Source organism: Natrialba sp. INN-245, assembly GCF_009807105.1.
In the GTDB taxonomy this organism is placed as follows: Archaea; Halobacteriota; Halobacteria; order Halobacteriales; family Natrialbaceae; genus Natrarchaeobius; species Natrarchaeobius swarupiae.
Genome location: NZ_WUBV01000036.1, coordinates 327,233 through 348,944, shown reverse-complemented (window position 1 = coordinate 348,944; position 21,712 = coordinate 327,233). Strand labels below are relative to the sequence as shown.

At 64.7% G+C, this 21,712-nt stretch carries 18 protein-coding genes and 1 pseudogene; 13 read left to right on the top strand and 6 right to left on the bottom strand.

Annotation, left to right across the window (positions count from 1 at the left end; genetic code table 11):
• Nucleotides 1–33: 33 nt before the first annotated feature.
• A complete protein-coding gene (locus GRS80_RS12175; RefSeq protein ID WP_160047772.1) occupies nucleotides 34–2,808 on the bottom strand; it encodes an ATP-dependent helicase in 2,775 nt (924 codons plus the stop codon).
• Nucleotides 2,809–2,889: 81 nt separating this feature from the next.
• Nucleotides 2,890–3,132 (bottom strand): annotated as a pseudogene (locus GRS80_RS12170) (phosphoesterase); the annotation flags it as partial.
• Between the two features lie 184 nt (nucleotides 3,133–3,316).
• Between GRS80_RS12170 and GRS80_RS12165 the strand changes: the two are divergent.
• From GRS80_RS12165 to GRS80_RS12150, 4 genes are all read left to right on the top strand, one after another.
• Nucleotides 3,317–3,868, top strand: coding sequence for a phosphohydrolase (locus GRS80_RS12165; RefSeq protein WP_160047771.1), 552 nt, complete (start codon nucleotides 3,317–3,319; stop codon nucleotides 3,866–3,868).
• A gap of 154 nt (nucleotides 3,869–4,022) precedes the next feature.
• A complete protein-coding gene (locus GRS80_RS12160) occupies nucleotides 4,023–5,702 on the top strand; it encodes a sensory rhodopsin II transducer (RefSeq protein WP_160047770.1) in 1,680 nt (559 codons plus the stop codon).
• The gene (locus GRS80_RS12155) at nucleotides 5,699–6,406 is read left to right on the top strand and encodes a bacteriorhodopsin (RefSeq protein ID WP_343161549.1); all 708 of its coding nucleotides are present in this window, start codon (nucleotides 5,699–5,701) and stop codon (nucleotides 6,404–6,406) included. Before GRS80_RS12160 ends, GRS80_RS12155 begins: the two co-directional genes overlap by 4 nt.
• A gap of 173 nt (nucleotides 6,407–6,579) precedes the next feature.
• Nucleotides 6,580–7,314 carry an MBL fold metallo-hydrolase gene (locus GRS80_RS12150; RefSeq protein WP_160047769.1) on the top strand — a complete coding sequence of 245 codons (735 nt, stop codon included), beginning with the start codon at nucleotides 6,580–6,582 and terminating at the stop codon, nucleotides 7,312–7,314.
• Nucleotides 7,315–7,353: 39 nt separating this feature from the next.
• Here GRS80_RS12150 and GRS80_RS12145 read toward each other — a convergent pair whose 3' ends face one another.
• Complete coding sequence (locus GRS80_RS12145; RefSeq protein ID WP_160047768.1) at nucleotides 7,354–7,701, bottom strand: hypothetical protein; 348 nt, start codon at nucleotides 7,699–7,701, stop codon at nucleotides 7,354–7,356.
• 248 nt (nucleotides 7,702–7,949) lie between these two features.
• On the opposite strand from GRS80_RS12145, the gene GRS80_RS12140 reads away from it, so the two are divergent.
• Both GRS80_RS12140 and GRS80_RS12135 read left to right on the top strand, forming a co-directional pair.
• On the top strand, nucleotides 7,950–8,651 hold the full coding sequence (locus GRS80_RS12140; RefSeq protein WP_160047767.1) for a phosphoglycerol geranylgeranyltransferase: 702 nt from the start codon (nucleotides 7,950–7,952) through the stop codon (nucleotides 8,649–8,651).
• Nucleotides 8,652–8,732: 81 nt separating this feature from the next.
• Nucleotides 8,733–9,374 carry a helix-turn-helix domain-containing protein gene (locus GRS80_RS12135; RefSeq protein ID WP_160047766.1) on the top strand — a complete coding sequence of 214 codons (642 nt, stop codon included), beginning with the start codon at nucleotides 8,733–8,735 and terminating at the stop codon, nucleotides 9,372–9,374.
• Between the two features lie 84 nt (nucleotides 9,375–9,458).
• Here the strand turns inward: GRS80_RS12135 and GRS80_RS12130 are convergent, their stop codons facing one another.
• On the bottom strand, nucleotides 9,459–10,238 hold the full coding sequence (locus GRS80_RS12130) for a Sir2 family NAD-dependent protein deacetylase (protein WP_160047765.1): 780 nt from the start codon (nucleotides 10,236–10,238) through the stop codon (nucleotides 9,459–9,461).
• 74 nt (nucleotides 10,239–10,312) lie between these two features.
• Nucleotides 10,313–10,942 carry a helix-turn-helix domain-containing protein gene (locus GRS80_RS21115; RefSeq protein ID WP_343161548.1) on the bottom strand — a complete coding sequence of 210 codons (630 nt, stop codon included), beginning with the start codon at nucleotides 10,940–10,942 and terminating at the stop codon, nucleotides 10,313–10,315.
• Between the two features lie 265 nt (nucleotides 10,943–11,207).
• On the opposite strand from GRS80_RS21115, the gene GRS80_RS12120 reads away from it, so the two are divergent.
• Entirely contained in the window at nucleotides 11,208–12,563 is a 1,356-nt protein-coding gene (locus GRS80_RS12120; protein ID WP_160047820.1) for a cytochrome P450, read from the top strand.
• Nucleotides 12,564–12,683: 120 nt separating this feature from the next.
• Here GRS80_RS12120 and GRS80_RS12115 read toward each other — a convergent pair whose 3' ends face one another.
• On the bottom strand, nucleotides 12,684–13,160 hold the full coding sequence (locus GRS80_RS12115; RefSeq protein WP_160047764.1) for a cupin domain-containing protein: 477 nt from the start codon (nucleotides 13,158–13,160) through the stop codon (nucleotides 12,684–12,686).
• Between the two features lie 138 nt (nucleotides 13,161–13,298).
• On the opposite strand from GRS80_RS12115, the gene GRS80_RS12110 reads away from it, so the two are divergent.
• From GRS80_RS12110 to GRS80_RS12085, 6 genes are all read left to right on the top strand, one after another.
• Nucleotides 13,299–13,565 carry an antitoxin VapB family protein gene (locus GRS80_RS12110; RefSeq protein ID WP_149082290.1) on the top strand — a complete coding sequence of 89 codons (267 nt, stop codon included), beginning with the start codon at nucleotides 13,299–13,301 and terminating at the stop codon, nucleotides 13,563–13,565.
• Nucleotides 13,566–13,937 carry a type II toxin-antitoxin system VapC family toxin gene (locus GRS80_RS12105; RefSeq protein WP_149082289.1) on the top strand — a complete coding sequence of 124 codons (372 nt, stop codon included), beginning with the start codon at nucleotides 13,566–13,568 and terminating at the stop codon, nucleotides 13,935–13,937. It abuts the gene before it with no gap.
• Between the two features lie 54 nt (nucleotides 13,938–13,991).
• Nucleotides 13,992–15,296 carry an aspartate--tRNA(Asn) ligase gene (gene aspS, locus GRS80_RS12100; RefSeq protein ID WP_160047763.1) on the top strand — a complete coding sequence of 435 codons (1,305 nt, stop codon included), beginning with the start codon at nucleotides 13,992–13,994 and terminating at the stop codon, nucleotides 15,294–15,296.
• A gap of 477 nt (nucleotides 15,297–15,773) precedes the next feature.
• Nucleotides 15,774–17,762, top strand: a complete 1,989-nt coding sequence (locus GRS80_RS12095; protein WP_160047762.1) for an AAA family ATPase — start codon at nucleotides 15,774–15,776, stop codon at nucleotides 17,760–17,762.
• Between the two features lie 65 nt (nucleotides 17,763–17,827).
• Nucleotides 17,828–18,664, top strand: a complete 837-nt coding sequence (locus GRS80_RS12090; protein ID WP_160047761.1) for a pantoate kinase — start codon at nucleotides 17,828–17,830, stop codon at nucleotides 18,662–18,664.
• Between the two features lie 78 nt (nucleotides 18,665–18,742).
• A complete protein-coding gene (locus tag GRS80_RS12085) occupies nucleotides 18,743–21,646 on the top strand; it encodes a DUF1508 domain-containing protein (RefSeq protein ID WP_160047760.1) in 2,904 nt (967 codons plus the stop codon).
• The last annotated feature ends 66 nt before the right edge of the window (nucleotides 21,647–21,712 follow it).

The window sequence follows — 21,712 nt, the reverse complement described above, 5'->3', positions numbered from 1 at the left end:
CTCGAATCGAGAGAGGCAACGATCGGCCCACCGTCACTCGAGGGACTCGGAGCTGAGTCCCCGTAGCGAATCCTCGCCGATCTCCTCGAGAACGTGATCGTGAAGCGCCTGTAACGCGGCGCTTTCGTCCTCGGCGAGCACCACGTCGCTGGCCGACAGCGTCGCGAGGCCGAACGCTCGCGGGGTCGGCGAGTCGAGTAGCCGGCGCTCGAGGTCGAGCTCGCCCGCCTCCAGCGCGGCGACGATCCCCTCTATCTCGGCGACGTTGAGCTTGTCCTCGAGAATCTCGCGGTAGGTCTCCTCGATCACGGCGAACTCCTCGAGATCCTCCGCGAAGCCGAGTAACATCTCACTCGAAACCTGCTGTTCGCTCGCGGACTTCTCGTAGCCCTTGTACCGTTTGAGGATCATCAGCGATCGGGTCGCGTTGATCCGAAAGTACCGCTGGAGGAGGTCGGTTCCCGACAGCGCCGCCCGAAGCTGATCGCGGATGTCCTCGGCGTCCAGGTCCTCGAGAATCCCCTCGAGGTCGACTTTTCGATTCAGCGGCATCGAGAGCACGAAGCCGTTGTCGGCGACGGCGACCTGAACGTTTGCGGTCGCCTCCTGGGCACACCGGTAGGCGAGCAGTCGGGAGAGACCGTCGTTGACCCTGCGTCCGTACGTCGAGTGGACGTAGTACCGGCGTTCGTACTCCTCGCGGTCGCGTTCGACCTCGATCGCCAGCCGATTGAGTGTGCTCACGCTCTCGGGGCCGGCGTACCGGAGCTGGTACTCGAAGAGGCGGGCGATCGCCCGCACGCTGTCGTCGTCCAGCGGGAACTCCCGGAGCCAGGCGCGAACCCGTGGCGGGCCACCGTCCTCGTAGTGGGCGAGGAGTTCGTCCTGGAAGGCGAGGATCTCACACGCGAGGTCGTACGATAGGGGCAGGCGCTCGGAGTACCACGATGGCACGGTGGGCCGGGCGCTCGTGCGGTCGACGTACACCTTCGAGCCACGGCGATAGCAGTACTCGAAGTGGTCGCCGCCGAGGACGAAGACGTCTCCCTTCTCGATCGTGTCGAGGTACTCCTCGTCGAGCTGGCCGACCCACTCGTCGCCCGCCCGGGTGTAGACGTCACAGCTGAACGAGTCCGGAATCGTCCCGATGTTCGTCATGTATATTACCCGCGCGAGCCGTCCACGCTTGCCGATCAGGGGCTCACCCACCGGAAACTCCTCGTAGTGGTACTCGCCGTCGGGTGGGTCGTTCTCGTCTCGCCAGATCTTCGCGTAGACGTTTTTCTCCTCCAGTCCGGCGTACTCGGCTGTGAGATAGCGCGCGAGCGACTCCCACTCCGCCTCGCCGTACTCGCGGTATGGGTACGCACGCCGGAGAACACCCGTGACCTCGGACTCGGGACGGATCTCGGCGATCGCCATCCCGTAGACGTGCTGGGCCGCCACATCCTGGGCGTTCTCGGGGATCGAGACGCTATCGACGAACCCCTCCTCAGCCTTCTTCATCATGACGGCACACTCGAGGAGTTCGTCCCGATCGAGGGCGATCACGCGACCGGTCACCGTCTGACCGACCCGGTGGCCGGCGCGGCCGACCCGTTGGAGCATCGCGGCGACCGATTTCGGGGAGCCGACCTGGACGACGAGATCGACGTGGGGCATGTCGATCCCCAACTCGAGGCTCGTCGACGTCGTCACGACGTCGAGATCACCGTCCTTGAGTCGGCTCTCGACGTCCTGACGGACGTCCTTCGAGAGGCTGCCGTGGTGACAGCCGGAGTTCGTCTCGTCGTAGGCGTCGAACCGGTCGCGGAGGTTGTGCAACACGCGTTCTGCGCCCGATCGCGTGTTCGTGAAGACGATGGTGTTGGTGTGGTCCTGAACGTGGTCGTGGAGCATCCGATAGAAGTGCTCCTGGACGACGTCACGAGGCGTGTTGACGAGGTCGTCGGTCGGACACTCGAGTCGGAGATCGAACTCGCGGGCGAAGCGGGCGTCGACGATCTCGTACTCTCTTGGCTCACCGCTTGGCTCCGTTCGCCCAACCAGGAACTCCGCGATCTCCGAGAGGGGTTCGATCGTCGCCGAACAGCCGATCCGCGTGATCTCGCCGTCGGCCATCGCCTCGAGTCGCTCTAAACTCACCGACAGGTGGGTGCCCCGCTTCCCGGAAGCAAGGGAGTGGATCTCGTCGACGATGACGTACTCCACCGTGCGAAGTTTCTCGCGGAATTTGGGAGAGTTGAGCAAGATTGCGAGCGTCTCGGGCGTCGTATTCAGGATATGAGGCGTCTCCTCGAGCATCTTCTGGCGGTCGCTCTTTGCGGTATCGCCGTGACGGATGGCGTGGCGAATCTCTCCCATCTCCGCGTCGTCGTCCCGGTTCGAGACGATCGACTCGATCCCCTCGAGTGGCATCTCGAGGTTCCGGTGGATGTCGTTCGCGAGCGATTTCAGCGGCGAGACGTAGAGACAGTACACCGAGTTCTCGAGGCCGTCCTCGTTCGCTCGATCCTTTCGATGCAGATTATTTATAATTGAATTGAAACTTGCGAGCGTCTTCCCGCTGCCAGTCGGCGCACAGATGAGCGTGTTCTGTCCCTCATGGATCGTCGGGATCGCACCCCGCTGTGGCGGCGTGAAAAAGCCGCCGTTCTCGGGAACGAACTCGCCGAACTCCTCGAGCCACCACTCCCGGACCGCGGGTTCGAGCAGGGAGAAGACGTCGCCGTCTTCGATCTCGACGGCGGCCGGATCGAACGGGAGGTCGTCCGAATCCGGCAACTCGAGGTCCTCGATCCCGGTCATCGTCCCCGTCTGGGCACCCGGCGGGTAAGAGGGTTTGGACAGCGTGGTGAAAGTGGACGAGGCGAGACAGGGCGGGGATCACTCACCCGTCGCGCGCAACTGCCTGAACAGGTCGGGATAGCGCTCCGTCAGGAACTCGAACTTCGCAGGGCCATCGATTTCGGTAACCTCCCACAGGCCGAACAGATCGCCGTTGATTACCAGTTCCACGTTCTCGTCGGTCGCCTCGAGACGCTCGAGAAAGTCGATCTCACCGAGCTGTTCGTCACCGCCGATGTGAAGATCGCTGATCACGTAATACACGGGGTCGGCGTCGTCGACCATGGCGTCTGCTGTTCAACACCGGCACGTATCGTGGTACACCACGGACTGGACGACCCGTACTGCCGGACAAAACCCCGACACTCCTCACGGGAGGACACCCCGAACGGAGGCCACTTTCCGACGGGTCGGTTCCGGAATCCCACGAACCCGAATCGATTTGTCGGTCGCTTTCCCAACGGCTGGTATGGCGAACGAACAGTCATCGAGTGCGATCACCACCTACTCGGGAGTTCGGTTCGACCCACTCGAGCCGGCTCCCGACCGGATTCGGTTCGAGGACGTCGCTCACGGTCTCTCACAGACCTGTCGGTTCTCGGGACAGAGCGCGTTCTTCTACACGGTCGGGACGCACTCGCTGTACGTAAGCGACGAGCTCGCGGGCGAGTACGGCCCGCGGGTTCAGCTATACGGCCTGCTCCACGACGCGGCCGAGGCGTACATTACCGACCTACCCCGCCCGGTCAAGCGGCGGGTCGACGAGTTCGGCGCGATCGAAGATCGCGTCCTCGAGGCGACCTGGGAACGCCTCGGCGTCCGACCGCCGACCGACGCCGAGTGGACCGCGGTGATGGACGCCGACGATCGCCTCTTTCGGTACGAGGCGACGTCGCTGTTGAACGGGTTTCAGCCAGCGGAGCCGGCGACTCTCGCGTACGATCTCGAGCCCTGCGTCCCGAGCGAGGTACGTCGTCGGTTCCTCGAGCGAGTCGAGTACCTGCGCGACGAACTCGAGTGAGACGCCAGGAATCGGGCGTTGTCGCCGGCGTCTCTCGATTTCGCGAACCGGTACCGAAGCGTGTTGTCACCCACGAAGGGAACCGACGAACGCCGGGCAGAACCCCAACTAAGTGGCCACTACCGTTATGATGCAGTGATCTTCACCGTGGTGCATGACCGTTAGGAAGACCTGGTTTCCCGACCGAGTTCGTCGGAGTTACACGGCGAAACTCGGGGCGATCTTCGCGCTCGTCGTCGGTGTGACGATCGCGTTCGGAGCGGTGGCGTACCTCGAGGTCGCCGCTGCGACCGAGGTGGGCGCATCCGCCGTCGCCGAACGCTCGACGTCCGCAATCACCGGGCTAATCGTGTTGACGGTGATCAACCTGGGATTGGTCGCAGCGACCGTCGGCGGAAACACCGCAGCGTCGCTCTCATCACTGTCAGCGACAGCGACGCGGATGGGCGACGGCGATCTCGACGTCGATCTGACGAGCCGCCGGGCCGACGAAATCGGCGACCTCTACGACTCCTTCGACGAGATGCGCCGATCGCTTCGCTCGTCGCTCGAGGAGACTGAACGCGCCCGCGAGGAAGCCGAAGAGGCACGGGAAAGCGCAGAAACGGCTCGGGCCGAGGCCGAGGCAGCCAGGCGAGAGGTCGAACGGGAACGCGAACGGCTCGCCGAGGTGAACGACTCACTCGAGGCCGACGCCGAGCGGTTCGGAAAAGTGATGGCCCGGTGTGCAGACGGCGACCTGACGGCACGGATGGGCGGGGAGGGCAACACCGAAGCGATGGCCTCGGTCGCGACGTCGTTCGACGAGATGATGGACGGGATCGAATCGCTCGTCGGACGGATCGGCCAGTTCGCGGACGACGTCTCGGATGCCAGCCAGGACGTCCGGTCGAACGCCGAGCGAGTGATGGAAACAAGCGAGGACGTCAGCGAGACGATCACCGAGATATCCGAGGGGGCAGACACCCAGACAGAGCGGATCCAGACGATCGCGATGGAGATGGACGACATCTCGGCGACCACCGAGGAGATGGCCGCCAGTGCCGCCGAGGTGGCGAAGACGTCCCAAGAGGCATCGGCGGCGAGCGAGAGGGGTCTCGAGACCGCCGAGATCGCGATCGCAGAGATTTCGGACGTCGAGCGACAGACCGACGCAACCGTCGGGGCGATGGAGACGTTACACGAGGAGATTCAGCAGATCGGCGAGGTGACCGACATCATCGCAGAGATTGCCGATCAGACCAACCTGCTCGCACTCAACGCGTCGATCGAAGCCGCTCACGCGGGCAACGGCGGCGAATCTCGGGGCGGAGACGGGTTCGCGGTCGTCGCCAGCGAAGTAAAGTCGCTCGCCGAAGAGACGAAAGAGGCCACCACCGAGATCGAAGCGTCGATCGACCGCATCCAGGATCGAACCGAGACGACGGTCGAGGACGTACGCGAGACGAGCGATCGACTCTCGCGAGGCGTCGAAACCGTCGAGGAAACGGTCGACTCGCTCGAGCGGATCGTCGAGGCCGTCGAAGAGGCGAACACTGGCATCCAGGAGATCAGTACGTCGACCGACCGCCAGGCCGACTCCGCCGCACAGGTCGTGAAGATGGTCGACGACGTCGCCGAAATATCCGAGACGACCGCGACGGAGGCGAACGAGGTTTCGACGGCCGCGGAAACCCAGTCGACGGCGGCACGGAAGGCCTTCGAGCGAGTCGACACTCTCTCGGCGGACGCGTACACGTTGCTCGAACTCCTCGACGGAATTTGCGTCTCCCACGGGGCGGGCGAGACGAGCGGACGGACTCGAACGGCGAAAAACGGGAGTGAGATCGCGTGATCGACACGACCACGCTGTTCTGGTTCGGTGCGCTCGGGATGGGGGCCGGAACGGCTGCGTTCGTTCGGGGCAGCCTGTCCGGGGATACGAGCGACAGCCGATACTACGCGATCCTCGCCGCAGTCAGCCTGATCGCGGCGATCGCGTACGCACTGATGGCTCTCGGAATCGGCTGGCTGCCGGTTGGCGACCGGATCGTCTTCGTCCCCAGGTACGTCGACTGGCTACTCACGACGCCGCTGTTGCTCGCGTTCCTCGGACTGCTTTCGGGAATTGGTCGGCGGGAACTCGGCCTCGTCGTCGCCGTCAACACGGTCGTGATGGGCGGCGGGCTCGCGGCGGCGCTTCTCTCCGGGGCAGCCCGGTTCTGGCTGTTCGGGCTCGCTGCGGCCGCGTACGTCGCGTTGGTGTATCTGCTGTTGGGTCCGATGAGCGAGCAGGCGAGCGAACGAGGTCCCGCCGTCGGTTCGCTCTTTGGGAGTCTTCGGAACCTCACGGTGGTCCTCTGGTCGGTGTACCCGATCGTCTGGTTGCTCGGTCCCCCGGGGTTCGACCTGCTGACGCTCACTGTCGACGTCATGCTCGTCACCTACCTCGATCTCCTCACCAAGGTCGGGTTCGGACTGATTGCACTCAACGCGGGAGCGACCATCGAGACCGAGTTGGGTGCGTCGGTTCCGGCGGAATCGTCCCGACCGTCCTGACGGAACTCGATCACTGCGTTGCTCTCGAGCCCGGACGTGCACCCGTGGTAAGGCGACTGTGACTGTCCGGCGCGTTCGCTGCTCCACCGGTTCGCTACCCACAGCCCCCCGTCGTTTGCACCGACGAGCCGGCCAGCACAATCCTTTTTCCCGGACCGGGCCCACGCTTTCGCATGCGCGTCACCTTTCTCGGAACCGGCAGCGCAATGGCGACCGGCGAGCGCTTCCAGACGGGAATTCTCGTACAGGAAGACGGTCGGACCCTCCTCGTCGACTGTGGCTCCGGCGTACTTCACCGTCTCCAGCAATCGGGCGTCGGCTACGAGACCGTCTCGAGCGTCTTGCTCACCCACCACCACCTGGATCACGTCGCGGACTTGCTCCCGTTGATGAAAGCCCGCTGGCTGGCCGGCGAAGAACACTTAGAGATCGTCGGCCCCCAGGGAACGAAGGGGCTAATCGACGGCTTGCTCTCGGTCCACGAGTACATGCAGGAGAAACTCGAGTTGCGGGTGCGCGAGGTCCATCCCGGCGGGTTCTCCGTCGCCGGCTTCGACGTCTCGGCCTACGAGACGCGTCACTCGCTTCCCTGTCTCGCCTACCGATTCGACGACCGATTTACGTTCAGCGGCGACAGCGAGGCGTTCGCCGGGCTGGCGAACTTCGCCGACGAGTCGGCGATCCTCGCCCACGACTGTTCCTTTCCCGACGACGTCGACGTCTCGAACCACCCGACGCCCGAACGGCTGGGGACGGCACTCGCGGGGACGGATATCGGCCGGGTCTATCTGACGCATCTCTACCCACACACCGACGGTCGCCACGAGGAGATGCTCGAGTCGATCGGTGTCCACTACGACGGCGACGTCAGGTTCGCCGAGGATCTCACGACGATAACGGTCGAATAGCCACGGTACCGGCCGAGTAGTGTCGAAAACCGGAGCCGCCTACCAGCGTTTCGCGAAGACGTTCTCAGCCAGCCACCGGGCCGTCGGGCTCCACCCGTTCTCGATACCGATCTTGCGGTCTCTGACTATATCGAGAACGATACAGACCGGGACAGCGAACTGTCCCGCGAGGACGGCGATCCGCGGAGTCGCCCCCACTGTGACGTACCCGACGAGCATCGCCACACCGCCACATCCGATAGCGATCCAGCACCCGAATAGGGCCCTCGAGAGAATAGGGGCCCGGTCGATCTCTTCGCTCGTGAGAAGAAGGTAGTCGAATCCTTTCAGTACCGATGCGAATAGCATCGTTGCGCTGACTAACAGGATGAGGGAACCGTCACTCATTGTTCGTCCTGCCGATTTGCATCTCGACTGATCGGTTGCGTGTATTTTTCATGGGGATATATATTTGCACGATCTCGATCGTCGTTCTTGGTACGAGATCGCGCTACTGTGGCGCCACAGCGGTGCAGTACGTCGAAAGGCCCACCGAGTCCAACCCCCGTTTCGATGGCGCAGTACGCCGGTCAGTCCGTTCCGGTTCTGTCGGCCGTTTCGTAGCGCTTTTGACGGTCCTCGGGTAACGGAGCGGTATGACTGCCCCCTGGGACGACTGGAATCACATTTTGAAGATCGATCCGGACAAGGACCTTCCCGAGGGGACTACCTACGGCGACCTCTGTGCGACCGGCACCGACGCGATCGAGGTCGGCGGAACGATGGGGATCACCGAGGAGAACATGGAGGCCGTCGTCGAGGCCTGCGCCGAACACGACGTTCCACTCTACCAGGAACCCTCAAGCCCCGACGTCGTCATCGACAACGAGGCACTCGAGGGGTACCTGATCCCGACGGTGTTCAACGCCGGCTCGCCGTTCTGGATTACGGGCGCCCACAAGGAGTGGATCAAGATCGACGACGGATTCGACTGGGATCGGACGGCGACGGAGGCGTACATCGTGATGAATCCCGAGGCTGACGTCGCGACGTACACCGAAGCAGACTGTGATCTTGGGCCCGACGACGTGGCCGCCTACGCAACCGTCGCCGAGCGGATGTTCGGCCAGGAGATCGTCTACGTCGAGTATTCGGGAACGCTTGGTGACGAGGGAGTCGTCCAAGCGGCGAGCGAGACGACCGACGAGGCGACGCTGTTCTACGGCGGCGGAATCTACGACTACGACTCGGCGTATTCGATGGCCCAGTACGCCGACGTGATCGTCGTGGGCAACTTGGCCCACGAGGAAGGGGTCGGGGCGGTCCGCGAGACGGTTGAAGCCGCTCGCGACGCATAACTCCTGGTGATAGCCGATACACGCTCTGAAAAAGCCGATTTGGCCTAAACGGTTTTGCGTCTCCGGAGACCAGACCGAGTCATGAGTCTGCTCGCGGAGTTCGAAGCGACCTCCCCCTCGCTGGTCCTCGGACCGACGCTCGATGCGTTGCCGTCGCTCACCCTCGAACTCGAGCGACAGTACGCGCTGGACCCGGATCGTCCGATCGTGTTCTGCTGGGCACGATATCGCGACCGCGACCGTCTCGAACGGAAACTGGACGACGACGAGACGATCGACGAGTTCGACCGACTCGTCTACAGCGGCGACCAAGCGCTCTACCGGATTCGACGGAGCGACTCGGACGTGATTTCGGCCTATCGTCAGTGGGTGGCGGCCGGCGGTGAGTTACTCGACTGTCTTGGATCCGAGGGTCGGTGGGAAGTCGAGATGCGGTTTCCGGACCGCGAATCGTTCGCGGAGTACCACACGTTTCTGGAGAGCGAGGGCGTCGAGTTCGAACTCCATCGCCTCGCCGAGGCGGCCCGTCGTGCTGGCGAGCCGAACGCGCTCACCGAGTCACAGCGAGAGGCGATCGTTCTCGCGTACGAGCGCGGGTTCTTCGACGTGCCGCGAGAGACGGACCTCGCGACGATCGCCGAGATGCTCGACATCTCCACGCAGGCCGTCAGCGAGCGACTGCGGCGAGGACAGGGGCGACTGATCGACGAACACGTTCTGTAGCGATCCTCGAGCCGATCCTGTACCGATTCCGCGTGAGACGAACCGTACCGACTCCTCTCGAGACGGCCCGAAGATCGGAACGAGTTAATCGACGGATTCGACCAGCTCACGGAGTCGGGGGAGTGCCTGCGTCACGTCCTCACGGAACACGACGTCTGCGACGCCGTCGCAAGGAGTCGCCTCGAGGTTGACGATCCCTACCGTCGCGCCGGCGTCGGCCGCGAGCCGCGGGAGCGAGGCGGCGGGTTCGACGACGAGCGACGAGCCGATCGCGAGGAAGACGTCGGACTCGCGCGCGAGGGACCTGGCGCGCTGGATGACGGCAGCCGGGAGCTGCTCGCCGAAGAGGACGACGTCGGGTTTGAACGCGCCACCGCACTCACACCGCGGTGGCAACTCGCCGTCTTCGGCCCGCCCGAAGATCGGATCGGCGTCGCGGCGCGTCCCGCAGTCGACACACCGAACGCGTCGGGCGTTCCCGTGCAGTTCGAGGATCGCCGGATCGCTCTCGGCGGCGGTCGACTCGAGTGTCTCGCCGTGGAGTCCGTCGGTGTTTTGCGTACAGATCGCCCGGAGTGGACCAGTTTGGCCGAGCGCGGCGAGTGCCTCGTGGGCGGCGTTCGGCTCGTAGTTCCCGCCCAACAGTTCCCGCTGGAGTTCGATGCGGTCCGCCCAGAATCCCTCGGGGTCGCGCTGAAATCGACCGTAGGTGAACTGTCCCTGGTCGAATCGGTCCCAGACGCCGTCGTCGCCGCGAAACGTCGGAACACCCGACGGAGCGGAGATGCCGGCGCCGGTCAGCGCGACTGCCGAGTCCGCCGGTCGGAGGTCGGTTGCGAGTCGCTCGAGACTCGTCTCGTCCATACCGGAGCGTGGGCGTCAGTCGGTAAAAACAGGGAGGTCGACCGGCGATCGGGATGTCGGGACAACGGCCCTCGTCAGCCGCGTCGGTACGATGCCGCCAGCTTCCCTTCGATCCGCTGGAGGTGCTCCCCGACCGTTCCCGCCGAGATGTCGAACTGGTCGGCGAGTTCGCGGTGGGTCGTCTCCCGTGGAATTTCGTAGTATCCCTCCTCGAACGCGTGGTCGAATAGCTCCCGCTGGCGGTCGGTCAGCGACGGCGAGAACCGTGTCGCGTCGGGTTCGTACCCGCTCAGCCGCTGGAGGTCGAGGTCGACGCCGTCGGGGAGATCGGCCGCCGCACGCTGGATCGCGCGACTCGTCCCGAGGACGCGGATCTCGAGGGCGCGGTCGTGGCCCTCGGCTCCGACGAACGTCATCGGCCAGTCGACGACGATCTCGTGTTCGCGAAGGATCGCCAGCAGATCGGTCATCCGGCCGGCAGTCCGATACTGGACGGAGGCGATGCCGCGACCGTCCCCCCCCCGCCACGTCGAACTCGAGGACGTCGGGAACCGCCGCGAGCAGTGTCCGAGCCGCCTCGAGATCGCCGCGAAGCTCGAGCAGTTCGGTACACAGCCGGTCGTGGATCGGGTCCAGGTGACGAATCGACTCGAGAGAGACCGCTTCGCTGCGCGCGAACGCGTCGTCGACCTCGTGGAACTCACCCGCCGTCCACGTCAGTACGACCGTCGCGACTCTCACGGTCGACCACCAGCGGTTCGAACGAGAGCGGCGAGTGATCGATCCGGTCGAGACACGGGGAACGCTCGGTTCGGCCGAGATACGACGGGCAACCACGCGAGCGAGCGACCGATCGGAGACCGCTCGAGCGCCGAGACGAGAGCCATGCAGAGACTCCCACTGCTAAATATAAATATACCTCGTATGATCGGGTACAGATGGAGGAGGCTGGCTGTGCTCTACTCGAGCATGAGCGACGGCGAACCCCTTGTGGACGGCCAGCCACCGGGTCCCGACGGACTGCCGGTTCTCGGCAACCAGCTCGCGTTCCTCCGCGAGCCCTACGAGTTCATGACCCGGACGGCCCAGGAGTACGGCGACGTCGCCTACTGGGAAGATCCCGGCGGTCCGATCTACCAGCTCAACCACCCCGAGTACATCGAACAGGTTCTCGTCCAGCGAAACGAACGCTACGTGAAGGGGGCTCGGTTCCAGAACGTCCTGCGACCGATCACCGGCAACGGAATCCTGAACAGCGAGGGAGCGGTCTGGCGGCGAAACCGCCACCTGATCCAGCCCGCGTTCCACCCCGATCGGATCCGGGAGTACGCCGAGATGATGACCGAGTTCACCGACAAGGCCCTCGAGACGTGGAAGGCGGGCCAGACCCGGGACGTCCACGAGGACATGATGGAGGTAACTCTAAAGATCGTCGCCCGCGCGCTCTTCGGGGCGGACGTCGACGAGCACGTCCACGCAGTCGGCTCGGCACTCGAGGAGTTCATGACGGCCACGGAGAGTCTCGCCCACTTCGTCCTCCCGCCGTCGGTTCCGACGCCCGCCCGACTGCGGATTCGACGCGCCCGCGAACGGCTCGACGAGGTGGTCTACGCGCTGATCGAGGAGCGGCGGGCGAACCCGACCGAAAACGACGTCATCTCGAAACTGCTCCAGGGCAGACCGGACGCGACGGCAGGGAACGCGTCGTCGATGTCGACCGAACAGATCCGCGACGAGGTCGTGACGCTGCTTCTGGCCGGCCACGAGACGACCGCGCTCTCGCTGACGCTGACGTTCTACGCGCTCGCGAAGAACCCGCACGTCGAGGAGCGACTGGTCACGGAACTGGAGGAGGTGCTCGACGGACGACTGCCGACGATGGACGACCTGTCGAAACTCACCTATACCGAGCGCGTCGTCAAAGAGTCGATGCGGCTCTATCCGCCGGTGCCAGGGATCATCCGCGAGCCGGTCAAACCCGACGTGATCGCCGGCTACGAGGTTCGCCCTGGGTCGACAGTCAGGATGCACCAGTGGGTCGTCCACCGCGATCCACGGTGGTACGACGACCCGCTCGCGTTCCGTCCGGAGCGCTGGACCGACGAGATGGAAGCCGACCTGCCGAAACTGGCGTACTTCCCGTTCGCCGCCGGCCCACGTCGGTGTATCGGCGATCGCTTCGCGATGCTCGAGGCGCGGCTCATTCTCGCGACCGTCTACCAGCGGTATCATCTCGAACTCGTTCCCGGAACCGACCTCGATCTGCGGGCGACGATCACCGCGCGGCCGAAACACCCGATACCGATGACGGTTCACGAGCGCTGACGGAATCTCGTCCTCTTTCCACGAACTCCGGAGGAACTCATACGGTTTACTGTCGATCAGTTCCGGTGAGACCGCGACCCGGACCGCGGTCTCACCGGTACATCGCTACAGCAATCCGTATCACTCCTCCCAGTAGTCGACGTCGTCGTCGGTCCGGTAGTACCCCGAGACCGTTCGCTCGTCCCGACCGCCCGGCGGGGAGCCGGCGTAGACGCCGATCTTGTCCATCTCGGGGTAGACCGTGATGTCGGGCTCGTTCATCGTCGACACCATCAGGTATCGCAGGGGTGTGTCGCCGTCGTTGACGATCTGGTGGGCACCCTCTTCGGCGGTCGGAAACGCCACGAAGTCGCCCGCCTCGAGTGACGTCTCCCCGTCTTCACATCGGAGTACGCCCTCGCCGTCCAGGACGAAGACCGCCTCGTCGTTTCCCGTGTGGTAGTGGTAGGGCCAGGACCGTTCGCCCGGCGGGAGTTCGTAGAGGCTACAGCCCAGGCCGTCGGCGTCGGCGGCCTCCGAGAGCTGTTTTCGCCGGAATCTCGATTCGCCGCGGTCGTACTCGGTCCACTCGAGGTCGTCCTCGTTGATCGGATCCATGTGCCGGGGTGGTACTCACGGGGTGGAGAAAAATTCGGGTGACGACGCGGCCGGGTATCCGTTTCCCGAACGAGCCGGCGTTACACGAGAGTTTGACATAATACACATATACACAGAACCATATATACAGATACACAGATGGGAAGTAAGACGATCAGCCTTCGCGACGAAACGTATCGGCGGCTTCACCGGGAGAAGCGCGACGGTGAGAGCTTCAGCGATGTCGTGGATCGATTGCTCGTCGACGACGAGGAGAACCCGCTTCGCGAGCTGATCGGGCTCGTCGACGACGATGAACTCGAGTGCGTCCGTCGCGAGTCAGCCGAGTTTCGAGACGACATCGGCTCGCGGTTCGGGGATACGGATTCGACTCGAGAAGAGGACAACGAGGATAGGAGGGCGTAGATGGTCCTCCTGGACAGTTGTTTCTTTATCGATCTCTTCGCCGAAGACGCCGGTGCAGTCGCGAAGCTGGAGGAGTTCGACTGGCGAGACGCGTCCGTGGCGACGCTCACGGTGACAGAAGTTGGGCGTGGGATCGAGGGATCGAACCGCGACCGATTCGAATCGATCGTCGACCGGATAGACGTCCTACCGTACGGATTGCCAGAGGCGAGGCGTGCAAACACCGAACACCGTCGACTCCAACGAGAGGGCCGAGCGATTGGAGCGGTTGACGCGATGATCGCAGCGACAGCAATCGAAGCCAACAAGACCGTCGTAACACGCAACGTTTCCGAGTTCCGACGAACGAACGCTTCGGTGACGCCGTACTGAACGCGACGAGTCCGAACGGTTGCGCTTAAGTTTCGGCTACGAGAACCGGGTTGTATGCAGGATAGAACCTACACGGCAGACGCCGAGCCAGGTGACGACGTCACCGTCGCCGGCTGGGTCCACGAGATCCGCGATCTCGGCGGCATCGCCTTCCTGATTCTCCGGGATACGACCGGCAAGATCCAGATCAAATTCGAGAAAGACGAGATGGACGATGACCTCGTCGAGACCGGGCTGGGCGTCTCTCGAGAGAGCGTCGTCTCGGTGTCGGGCGCAGTCGAGGAGGAGCCGCGCGCGCCGACGGGCGTCGAGGTCACGCCGGCGTCGGTCGAGGTCGTCTCCGCGGCCGACCCCGAACTGCCCCTCGATCCCTCGGGGAAAGTCGACGCCGAGATCTCGACCCGACTCGACAACCGGACGCTCGACCTCCGGAAGGACGAGGTGCAGGCGATCTTCGAGATCCGCGCCGAACTCCTACGTGCGGTCCGCGAACGGTTCCGCGAGTTCCACTGTACGGAGATTACGACGCCGAAGATCGTCGCCACCGGAACCGAGGGCGGCACCGAACTGTTCCCGATCACGTACTTCGGCGAGGAGGCCTTTATGAACCAGTCGCCCCAGCTGTTCAAGCAGCTGATCGCGGGCTCGAACGTCGAGCGGGTCTTCGAGATCGGCCCGATCTTCCGCGCCGAAGAGCACAACACGCCGCGACACCTGAACGAGGCGACCTCGATCGACTTCGAGGGCGCGTTCTGTGACGAACACGACGCGATGGACGTCGCCGAAGGGATCGTCACAGCCGGCTACGAGGCGATCGCCGAGAACTGCGAGGCGGAACTCGAGGCGCTCGGCCTCGAAGAGGAGTTCGAGGTACCCGAGGGTGAGTTCCCCCGTCTCTCCTACGAGGAGGCCATCGAACGGATCAACGCGACGGGCGAACTCGACGAACAACTCGTCTGGGGCGACGACCTCCCCACCGAAGGCGAGAAGGCGCTTGGCGACGACGTCGGCGGCCACTACTTCATCACCGACTGGCCCAGCGAGATCAAGCCCTTCTACATCCAGGACCACGACGACGACGAACAGCTCTCGACCGGCTTCGACCTGATGCATCCACGGATGGAACTGGTCTCGGGTGGCAAGCGCGAACACCGCCACGAGAACCTGATCGAGGGCTTCGAACAGCAGGGACTCGACCCCGACCAGTTCGAGTACTACACGAAGATGTTCAAGTACGGCATGCCGCCCCACGCCGGATTCGGGCTCGGTGGCGAGCGCCTCGTGATGACGATTCTCGGTCTCGAGAACATCCGGGAAGCTGTGTTGTTCCCGCGAGATCGCCAGAGATTGAGCCCGTAGGGCGAAATATCTGGGAGCCAGCGAGACGACCACAGGGAGTCTCGCCGGACCGACAGCGGCTGTCGCCGTAGGCGACGCCGTGGCCCGTCGAGCGGGAGCAGGGAGGAGCTTTGCTCCGACCGTGTTCCCGCGAGATAGTCAACGTCTGAGCCCGTAGGCGAAGACGTTGAGAGCCAGCGAGACGAGCGGTGCGTGGTTCGAGTGTAACGAGAACCACGACGGCGAACGGCGAAGCCGTGAACGAAGGGAGTCTCGCAGGACCGTCAGCGCCTGTTGCCGCGGACGAGGGTGCGACCACTGGGAGCACCCTCGAACCAACGAGCGAAAGCGAAGACGCCACGATTTTTCGCGTGACTCGACGAGCGGTTGATCTCGCCGTCGAATCGTCAGCTCGTCGTCCGACTCGAGCGAGTGGGCCACGAAAACGTACCAGACGGATCAGAAGCATTTTGTTGGACTAAAATCATATCGATTCCAATGAGATATTTGCTCGCCGTCGCCCAGATCGGGCCCTCGAGCCCGCTTGTGCCGAGTGCGAGTACGTTTCTGGTGTTCGTGCTCACGTTCGGGGCCCTCGCGGTCGCTCTTCGGACGGTCTCCTGGATGGTGGCCGTCCAACTCGATCGGCTGGTGCTCGGAGTCACGTACGTCGTCGGCGTGCTGGGATACGCGCTCACCGGCGACCTCGCGCTCATCTTCGCACCACCGACGGCGACGCTCGGGTGGATGCTCGTCGGTCGATACGTCGGCGACTCTCCTCGAACGCCGCGTCAGTCCGGGGGCGACGGCCCCGTCCGCCAGCCTCGAGGCGGGGACGGCAACGACACCGGACTCGAGGCCGACCAGCTCGATACGGAGCCACCGGGACACGACTTCTCGGACGTCGGCGGGATGGACGAACTCACGGACACCCTCCACGATCGGGTGATCGATCCGCTGACCCGTCGGGACGTTTACGACAACTATGGGATCGGGGCAGTCAACGGCGTCCTCTTCTACGGGCCGCCCGGCTGCGGGAAGACGTTCGTCGCGAGTGCGCTCGCGGCTGAAACGGGCTACAACTACGTCGAGGTCTCCCCGACGGACGTCACGAGCAAGTACGTCGGCGAGGCCGCCGACAACGTCGCGACGGTGTTCGAGGCCGCCCGCGAGAGCGAGCCGTGTCTGGTCTTCATCGACGAGATCGACGCGATCGCGAGCGATCGATCGGGTCGGATGGCCGTAAGCGAACAGCAGATGGTCAACCAGCTGCTGACGGAACTCGAGAGCCAACACGATTCCGAGATCGTCGTCTTCGCGGCGACGAACTACCTCGAGGACGTCGACGACGCCATCCTGCGGTCGGGCCGGTTCGACGAGCGCATCGAGGTGCCGCCGCCGGACCGGCAGGCCCGCCTCGAGATCCTGCGGCTCGAACTCGCGGACGCGCCAGTTTCGGAGACCCTCTCGCTCGAGGCGATCGCGGACGCGACCGCGGGCTACGCCTCGAGCGACGTTTCGTTGCTCGCCACGGTGGCGATCCGCCACGCGATCGCCGACGAGTCGCCGGTCGAGCAATCACACCTCCAGCAGGCCGTCGACGAGACCGACACCAGCATCCCGAACTGGCTCGACCGGTACGAGGACCGGTTCGACGAGGACCTCGGCCGGTGGTCGTCGGACGATCCGGTCGCGTTCGACGATCTGGCGGGGATGGACGACCTCGTCGCGGAACTCGAGCGGCGGGTACTTCAGCCGGTACGCTATCGCGACGGCTACGAGCGCTACGACGTCGATCCGGTCGACGGCGCGTTGTTGTACGGTCCGCCGGACGCGGGCAAGAGTTCGCTCGCGCGATCGATCGCCGCGGAACTCGGGCGGCCGATCGTCGAGGTGAGCCCCGACCGGTTCCACAGGGAGTCCGTCGACGATCCGGCCGACCGCGTCGCGGAGCTCGTCGAGGACGCGCGTTCGACCGCCCCGAGCGTGTTGGTACTCGACGACGTGGACGAACTCGCGCCCGAGTCGGGCGGTTCGCGGGCGACCGCACGCGTCGCGGCCCGACTCGAGTCGCTGTTGCCGACGCTCGAAGAGGACGTTTTCGTCGTGGCGACGGCGCGAGCGATCGAACGAGTCGACGTCGACGTCCTCCACGCGGGGGCGTTCGACGAGCGACTCGAGGTGCCACCGCCGACCGGGGAGACGCGCGTCGCGATCCTGACCGACGGACTTCCGGATCGGTTCGTCGCCGAGACCGTCTACGGCGACGCAGTGGCGGAGGCGACGGACGGGTTCAGCATCCGTGACGTTCGCTATCTCGCGGGACGCGTCGCCCGCGACGCCCTTCGAGAAGAAACGCGGATCACGACCGACGGAATCGTGGAGACGGCAGACGAGATCGAAGCCACCCTCGAGGAGTGGCGCGGTTCACGGACCGGCGGACTCACGCCGGAGGCGGTTCCCGACGGGAGCGGTCGGGGTCGCTGATCACACTGGCGCGGTGTCGAGTACTGAGCGAACAGTATATAATGGGCGAGTCGCAAGGAACGCCAATGGGTGAGGAGGCGACGGCGTTCGTTCCCGGGCACATCACGGGTTTTTTCAGCGCACATCCGGACGAGGATCCGACGAAAGCTGGCTCTCGAGGGGCCGGGGTGACGCTCACCGACGGCGTCGAGGTGACGGTCGAACGCGTTCCGGAAGGGACAGAACCCTCCGTCGTCCTCGATGGTGAGGAGACCGAGATCGAACCGGTCTCGACCGTTCTCGAGACGCTTGGGGTTTCTGCCCGCGTCGAGGCGCGCTCCGAACTCCCGCTCGGGGCCGGGTTCGGTGTCTCGGGCGCGACGGCACTGGGGACGGCCCTCGCGGCGAATCGAGTGTTTACCTGCAAACTCTCGTTCAACGAACTGGTGACGGTCGCCCACGGCGCAGAGGTGCGGGCCGGCACTGGACTGGGTGACGTCGTCGCCCAGGCCCGCGGCGGCGTGCCGATCCGTCTCGAGCCGGGGAGCCCGCAGGTGAACAAGCTCGACGCAATACCCGCTCGAGCGCGCGTCGAGTACGTCTCGTTCGGCGAACTCTCGACGCCGGAGGTGCTCGCTGACGACACCGAACGGCTCACGCAGGTCGGGACGGAGGCACTATCGAAGCTGGTCGAGGAGCCGACGCTCCTCTCGTTTATGTACGCCTCGCGGGCGTTCGCTCGCGAAACCGAGTTACTGACCGAACAGGTCGCACGAACCATCGGCGACGTCACCGACGCGAACGGACAGGCCTCGATGGCGATGCTGGGGAACACGGTCTTTGCGCTCGGAACGGGGCTCTCCGACGCAGGGTACGACCCGAACGTCTGTGCGACTCACCCGGCCGGTGCGATGTTGAAGTGACGATTCGTGAGGTGATTCTCGGCCAACACGTGGCCATAAACTTATTAACTAACGTTCTAGTTATGCCTTAAGTTTGCGATGACATCTCGACTGAAAATACACCAGAACCTGTTCCGACTCTACGAACACTACGTCGGCGAACCGGACTCGAGTTCGGACGTCTACGGCTACTGGCTGTTCATTCTCGGCTACTTGGTTGCGGCCGCAGGCGTCCTCGTCTTCGTCGTCAGTTACGCAGGCGACACCGGTTCGTACTACCTGATCAGAATATCGACAGTTATCGCCGGAACCGGTGGCTCCATCGGATTGTTCGGGCTCGTACTCATGTTACCGGTCCGCAAGCGAGCCATCCAGGCGAGCGTGGTCGGCCTGGTAATCGCTCTCGCCGGGGTCGTGTTCTCCGCGGCGGCGTATCCGTATCACTGGCGCGGACACGGCATGGATCTGACCGTCGAAGGGATCGTGATCACGTCCATCGGCGTCGGAACGCTCGGCGGCGTTGCCCTTCTCGTCCCCGTCGTCACCGGTCAGCGGGGGATGTTCGTCGAGGAGGAAGGACAGACCGAAGATCCGCCGATTCTGACGGGTGACGCCCTCGAGGGTGCCCAGTTCGCCGTCTTCCGAGACGAGGAGGGCGACTGGAGGTGGCACGTCCTTCACCTCGAGGCGCTCGCGGGGAGCGTCGAGAGCGCCGTCACCCGCCCGGAGGCGACCGAGGGGATCGAACGCGTCAAGTCCCAGATCAGCTCCGCGGGGCTGATGGAGCTTACGACCTCGGCGTTTCGCCTCTACGAGGATCGCGACGGCACCTGGCAGTGGACGCTCGCCCGCGAGGACGGGAGCGTCGTCGGCACCTGTTCACGCGAGTTCGATCAGCGCGACGACGCCGAGGAGTCGGTGAGCTTCCTCAAAGATCGTGGACCCGACGCGGACGTCATCGAAATCGAGGGTGCGGCGTTCACCTACGTCGAAAAGCGCGACCGGTGGTACTGGCGGCTCATCGACGACGAGCGGACGCCGCTCGCGACGGGCGAGGCGGGACACCGGAGCCAGGAACGCGCCGAAGACGCCGCCCGGACGTTCGCACAGCGGTTCGAACGCGCCCGCGTTCTCGACGTCGACGGCGTCGGAGCCGAACTCTACGAACGAAACGACAGGTGGAGTTGGCGGCTCGTCGACAGCGAGGACGACGTACTCGCAACCGCTTCCGAGGAGTTCGACGCCCGACGCGACGCGGAGGCGGCCGTCGAGGCGCTCCTGCCGGAGTTCGGCTCGGCCTCGATCACCGTCGCGGGCGAGCCGAAACACGAACTGTACCAGACGGGCGAACAGTGGCAGTTCAGGCTCGTCGACGAGACCGAACGCGTCGTCGCCCGGAACCCCGATGCACTCGAGGAGTACACCGAGGCGAAGCGGCGAACCGAACAGTTCACCGACGGGGCATACGTTGCGGACGTCGTCGAGATCGAGGACGCGGAGTACGAGGTCTATCCCGCCGGCGACGGCCAGGAGTTGACGTTCGACGAGTCGGACGACCTTCCGGCGAGGGCGGACGGGCAGGAGGCGACCGCAGACGGCGGCGTGGTCACAGAGGAGGCCGACGAGGACGACCGCCCGGAGTGGAACTGGCGGCTCGTCACCGACGACCGCGAGGTCGTCGCCGCGAGCAACGAACCGCACGCGGATTCCGAGACGGCCGCGACGGCGATCGAGCGCGTCCGCCAGCAGGCGAGCGAGGCCGATCTCATCGAGTTCGAGAACGCGGCGTTTCAGGTGTACGAAGCCGACTCCGGCGAGTGGCGCTGGCGGCTCATCGACGAGGACGGGACGGTTCTTGCCGACAGCGGCACGGAACACACCACTCGAACCGAGGCCTCTCAAGCGATGATGACGCTCAAAGAGCAGGCGCCGGAGGCCGAACTGCTCGAGATCGAGACCGCCGCCTTCGAACTGTTCGTCGACGACAACGACGAGTGGGGCTGGCGACTCATCGACGAGGCCGGAAAGCTCGTCGCCGAGGATCCGGCGACACACCCAACGCGCGAGGCGGCCAGTGCCGCGATGGATCGGCTGCTCGAGCACCTCGATTCGGACGTCAGGACGATGGACGCACCGATCTTCCAGCCGTACGTCGACGAGGATTGGCACTGGCGATACGTCCTGCCCGACGGCGAGATCGTCGCTGTCGACGCCGAGGCGTATCCGACTCGCGACGACCTCGCCGACCAGTTGGGCGACGTCCGCGAGGCCGCCGCGTCGGCGAAACGGTACATGATCGGCGAGGTCACAGCCCAGCTGTACGGCACCGACGAGTGGCGGTTCCGACTGCTCGATCGCGACCGCGAGACGATCGCCGACTCGAGTGACTCGTACGCAGACCGCGAGGCCGCGCGGGAGGCGGTCACGACGATCACGGACCACGCCGAGGACGCGCCGGTGTTCACGATCGAGGACGCGGTGATCAGACTCGAGAGCGCCGACGACTGGACGTGGACGCTCGTCGACCGCGAGCGTGAGGCGATCGGCCGGGCCGCCGAACCCGTCGCAAGTAAGGCCGACCTGACATCGCGGGTCGAGACGGTCCGACAGCTGGCCCCGCGGGCCGGACGGGTCGACTTCGACGTTGCCTCGTTCGAACTCGTCGCCGGCGAGGACGAACGCTGGCACTGGCGGCTCATCGACGAGAACGGCCGATCGGTGGCGAGTGGCTCCGAGACGTACGCGACGCCCGAGGCGGCCCGCGAAGCGGTCGGGGACGTTCGCGGCCTGATCGAGGCCGCGAGTATCCTCGAGATCGACAGCGTCTCCTTCGAGTTGCACGCGGCCGAGGACGACGACGGCTGGCTCTGGCATCTGATCGACGAACACGGGACGACGATGGCCGAGAGCACCCAGGTCTACGAGAACCGGACCGACGCCCGCGAGGCGATGAACAGCGTGAAAGCGCAGGCACCGGACGGCTGGATCACGTTTACCGACTGATTCGGACGGACTGCTGTAACCGTTTGCCGCCGCACCCGGAACCGGTCCTTCGGATGTGGCGATAAC

What these genes read in the sequence shown, in the direction of transcription:
- GRS80_RS12110 (WP_149082290.1), top strand. Translation starts at nt 13,299, where the DNA reads ATGGGAAGTAAGACGATCAGCCTTCGCGACGAAACGTATCGGCGGCTT.
- GRS80_RS12120 (WP_160047820.1), top strand. Translation starts at nt 11,208, where the DNA reads ATGAGCGACGGCGAACCCCTTGTGGACGGCCAGCCACCGGGTCCCGAC.
- GRS80_RS12095 (WP_160047762.1), top strand. Translation starts at nt 15,774, where the DNA reads ATGAGATATTTGCTCGCCGTCGCCCAGATCGGGCCCTCGAGCCCGCTT.
- GRS80_RS12135 (WP_160047766.1), top strand. Translation starts at nt 8,733, where the DNA reads ATGAGTCTGCTCGCGGAGTTCGAAGCGACCTCCCCCTCGCTGGTCCTC.
- GRS80_RS12115 (WP_160047764.1), bottom strand. Translation starts at nt 13,160, where the DNA reads ATGGATCCGATCAACGAGGACGACCTCGAGTGGACCGAGTACGACCGC.
- GRS80_RS12145 (WP_160047768.1), bottom strand. Translation starts at nt 7,701, where the DNA reads ATGAGTGACGGTTCCCTCATCCTGTTAGTCAGCGCAACGATGCTATTC.
- GRS80_RS12140 (WP_160047767.1), top strand. Translation starts at nt 7,950, where the DNA reads ATGACTGCCCCCTGGGACGACTGGAATCACATTTTGAAGATCGATCCG.
- GRS80_RS12130 (WP_160047765.1), bottom strand. Translation starts at nt 10,238, where the DNA reads ATGGACGAGACGAGTCTCGAGCGACTCGCAACCGACCTCCGACCGGCG.
- GRS80_RS12165 (WP_160047771.1), top strand. Translation starts at nt 3,317, where the DNA reads ATGGCGAACGAACAGTCATCGAGTGCGATCACCACCTACTCGGGAGTT.
- GRS80_RS12090 (WP_160047761.1), top strand. Translation starts at nt 17,828, where the DNA reads ATGGGTGAGGAGGCGACGGCGTTCGTTCCCGGGCACATCACGGGTTTT.
- GRS80_RS12175 (WP_160047772.1), bottom strand. Translation starts at nt 2,808, where the DNA reads ATGACCGGGATCGAGGACCTCGAGTTGCCGGATTCGGACGACCTCCCG.
- GRS80_RS12160 (WP_160047770.1), top strand. Translation starts at nt 4,023, where the DNA reads ATGACCGTTAGGAAGACCTGGTTTCCCGACCGAGTTCGTCGGAGTTAC.
- GRS80_RS12105 (WP_149082289.1), top strand. Translation starts at nt 13,566, where the DNA reads ATGGTCCTCCTGGACAGTTGTTTCTTTATCGATCTCTTCGCCGAAGAC.
- GRS80_RS12150 (WP_160047769.1), top strand. Translation starts at nt 6,580, where the DNA reads ATGCGCGTCACCTTTCTCGGAACCGGCAGCGCAATGGCGACCGGCGAG.
- aspS (WP_160047763.1), top strand. Translation starts at nt 13,992, where the DNA reads ATGCAGGATAGAACCTACACGGCAGACGCCGAGCCAGGTGACGACGTC.
- GRS80_RS12085 (WP_160047760.1), top strand. Translation starts at nt 18,743, where the DNA reads ATGACATCTCGACTGAAAATACACCAGAACCTGTTCCGACTCTACGAA.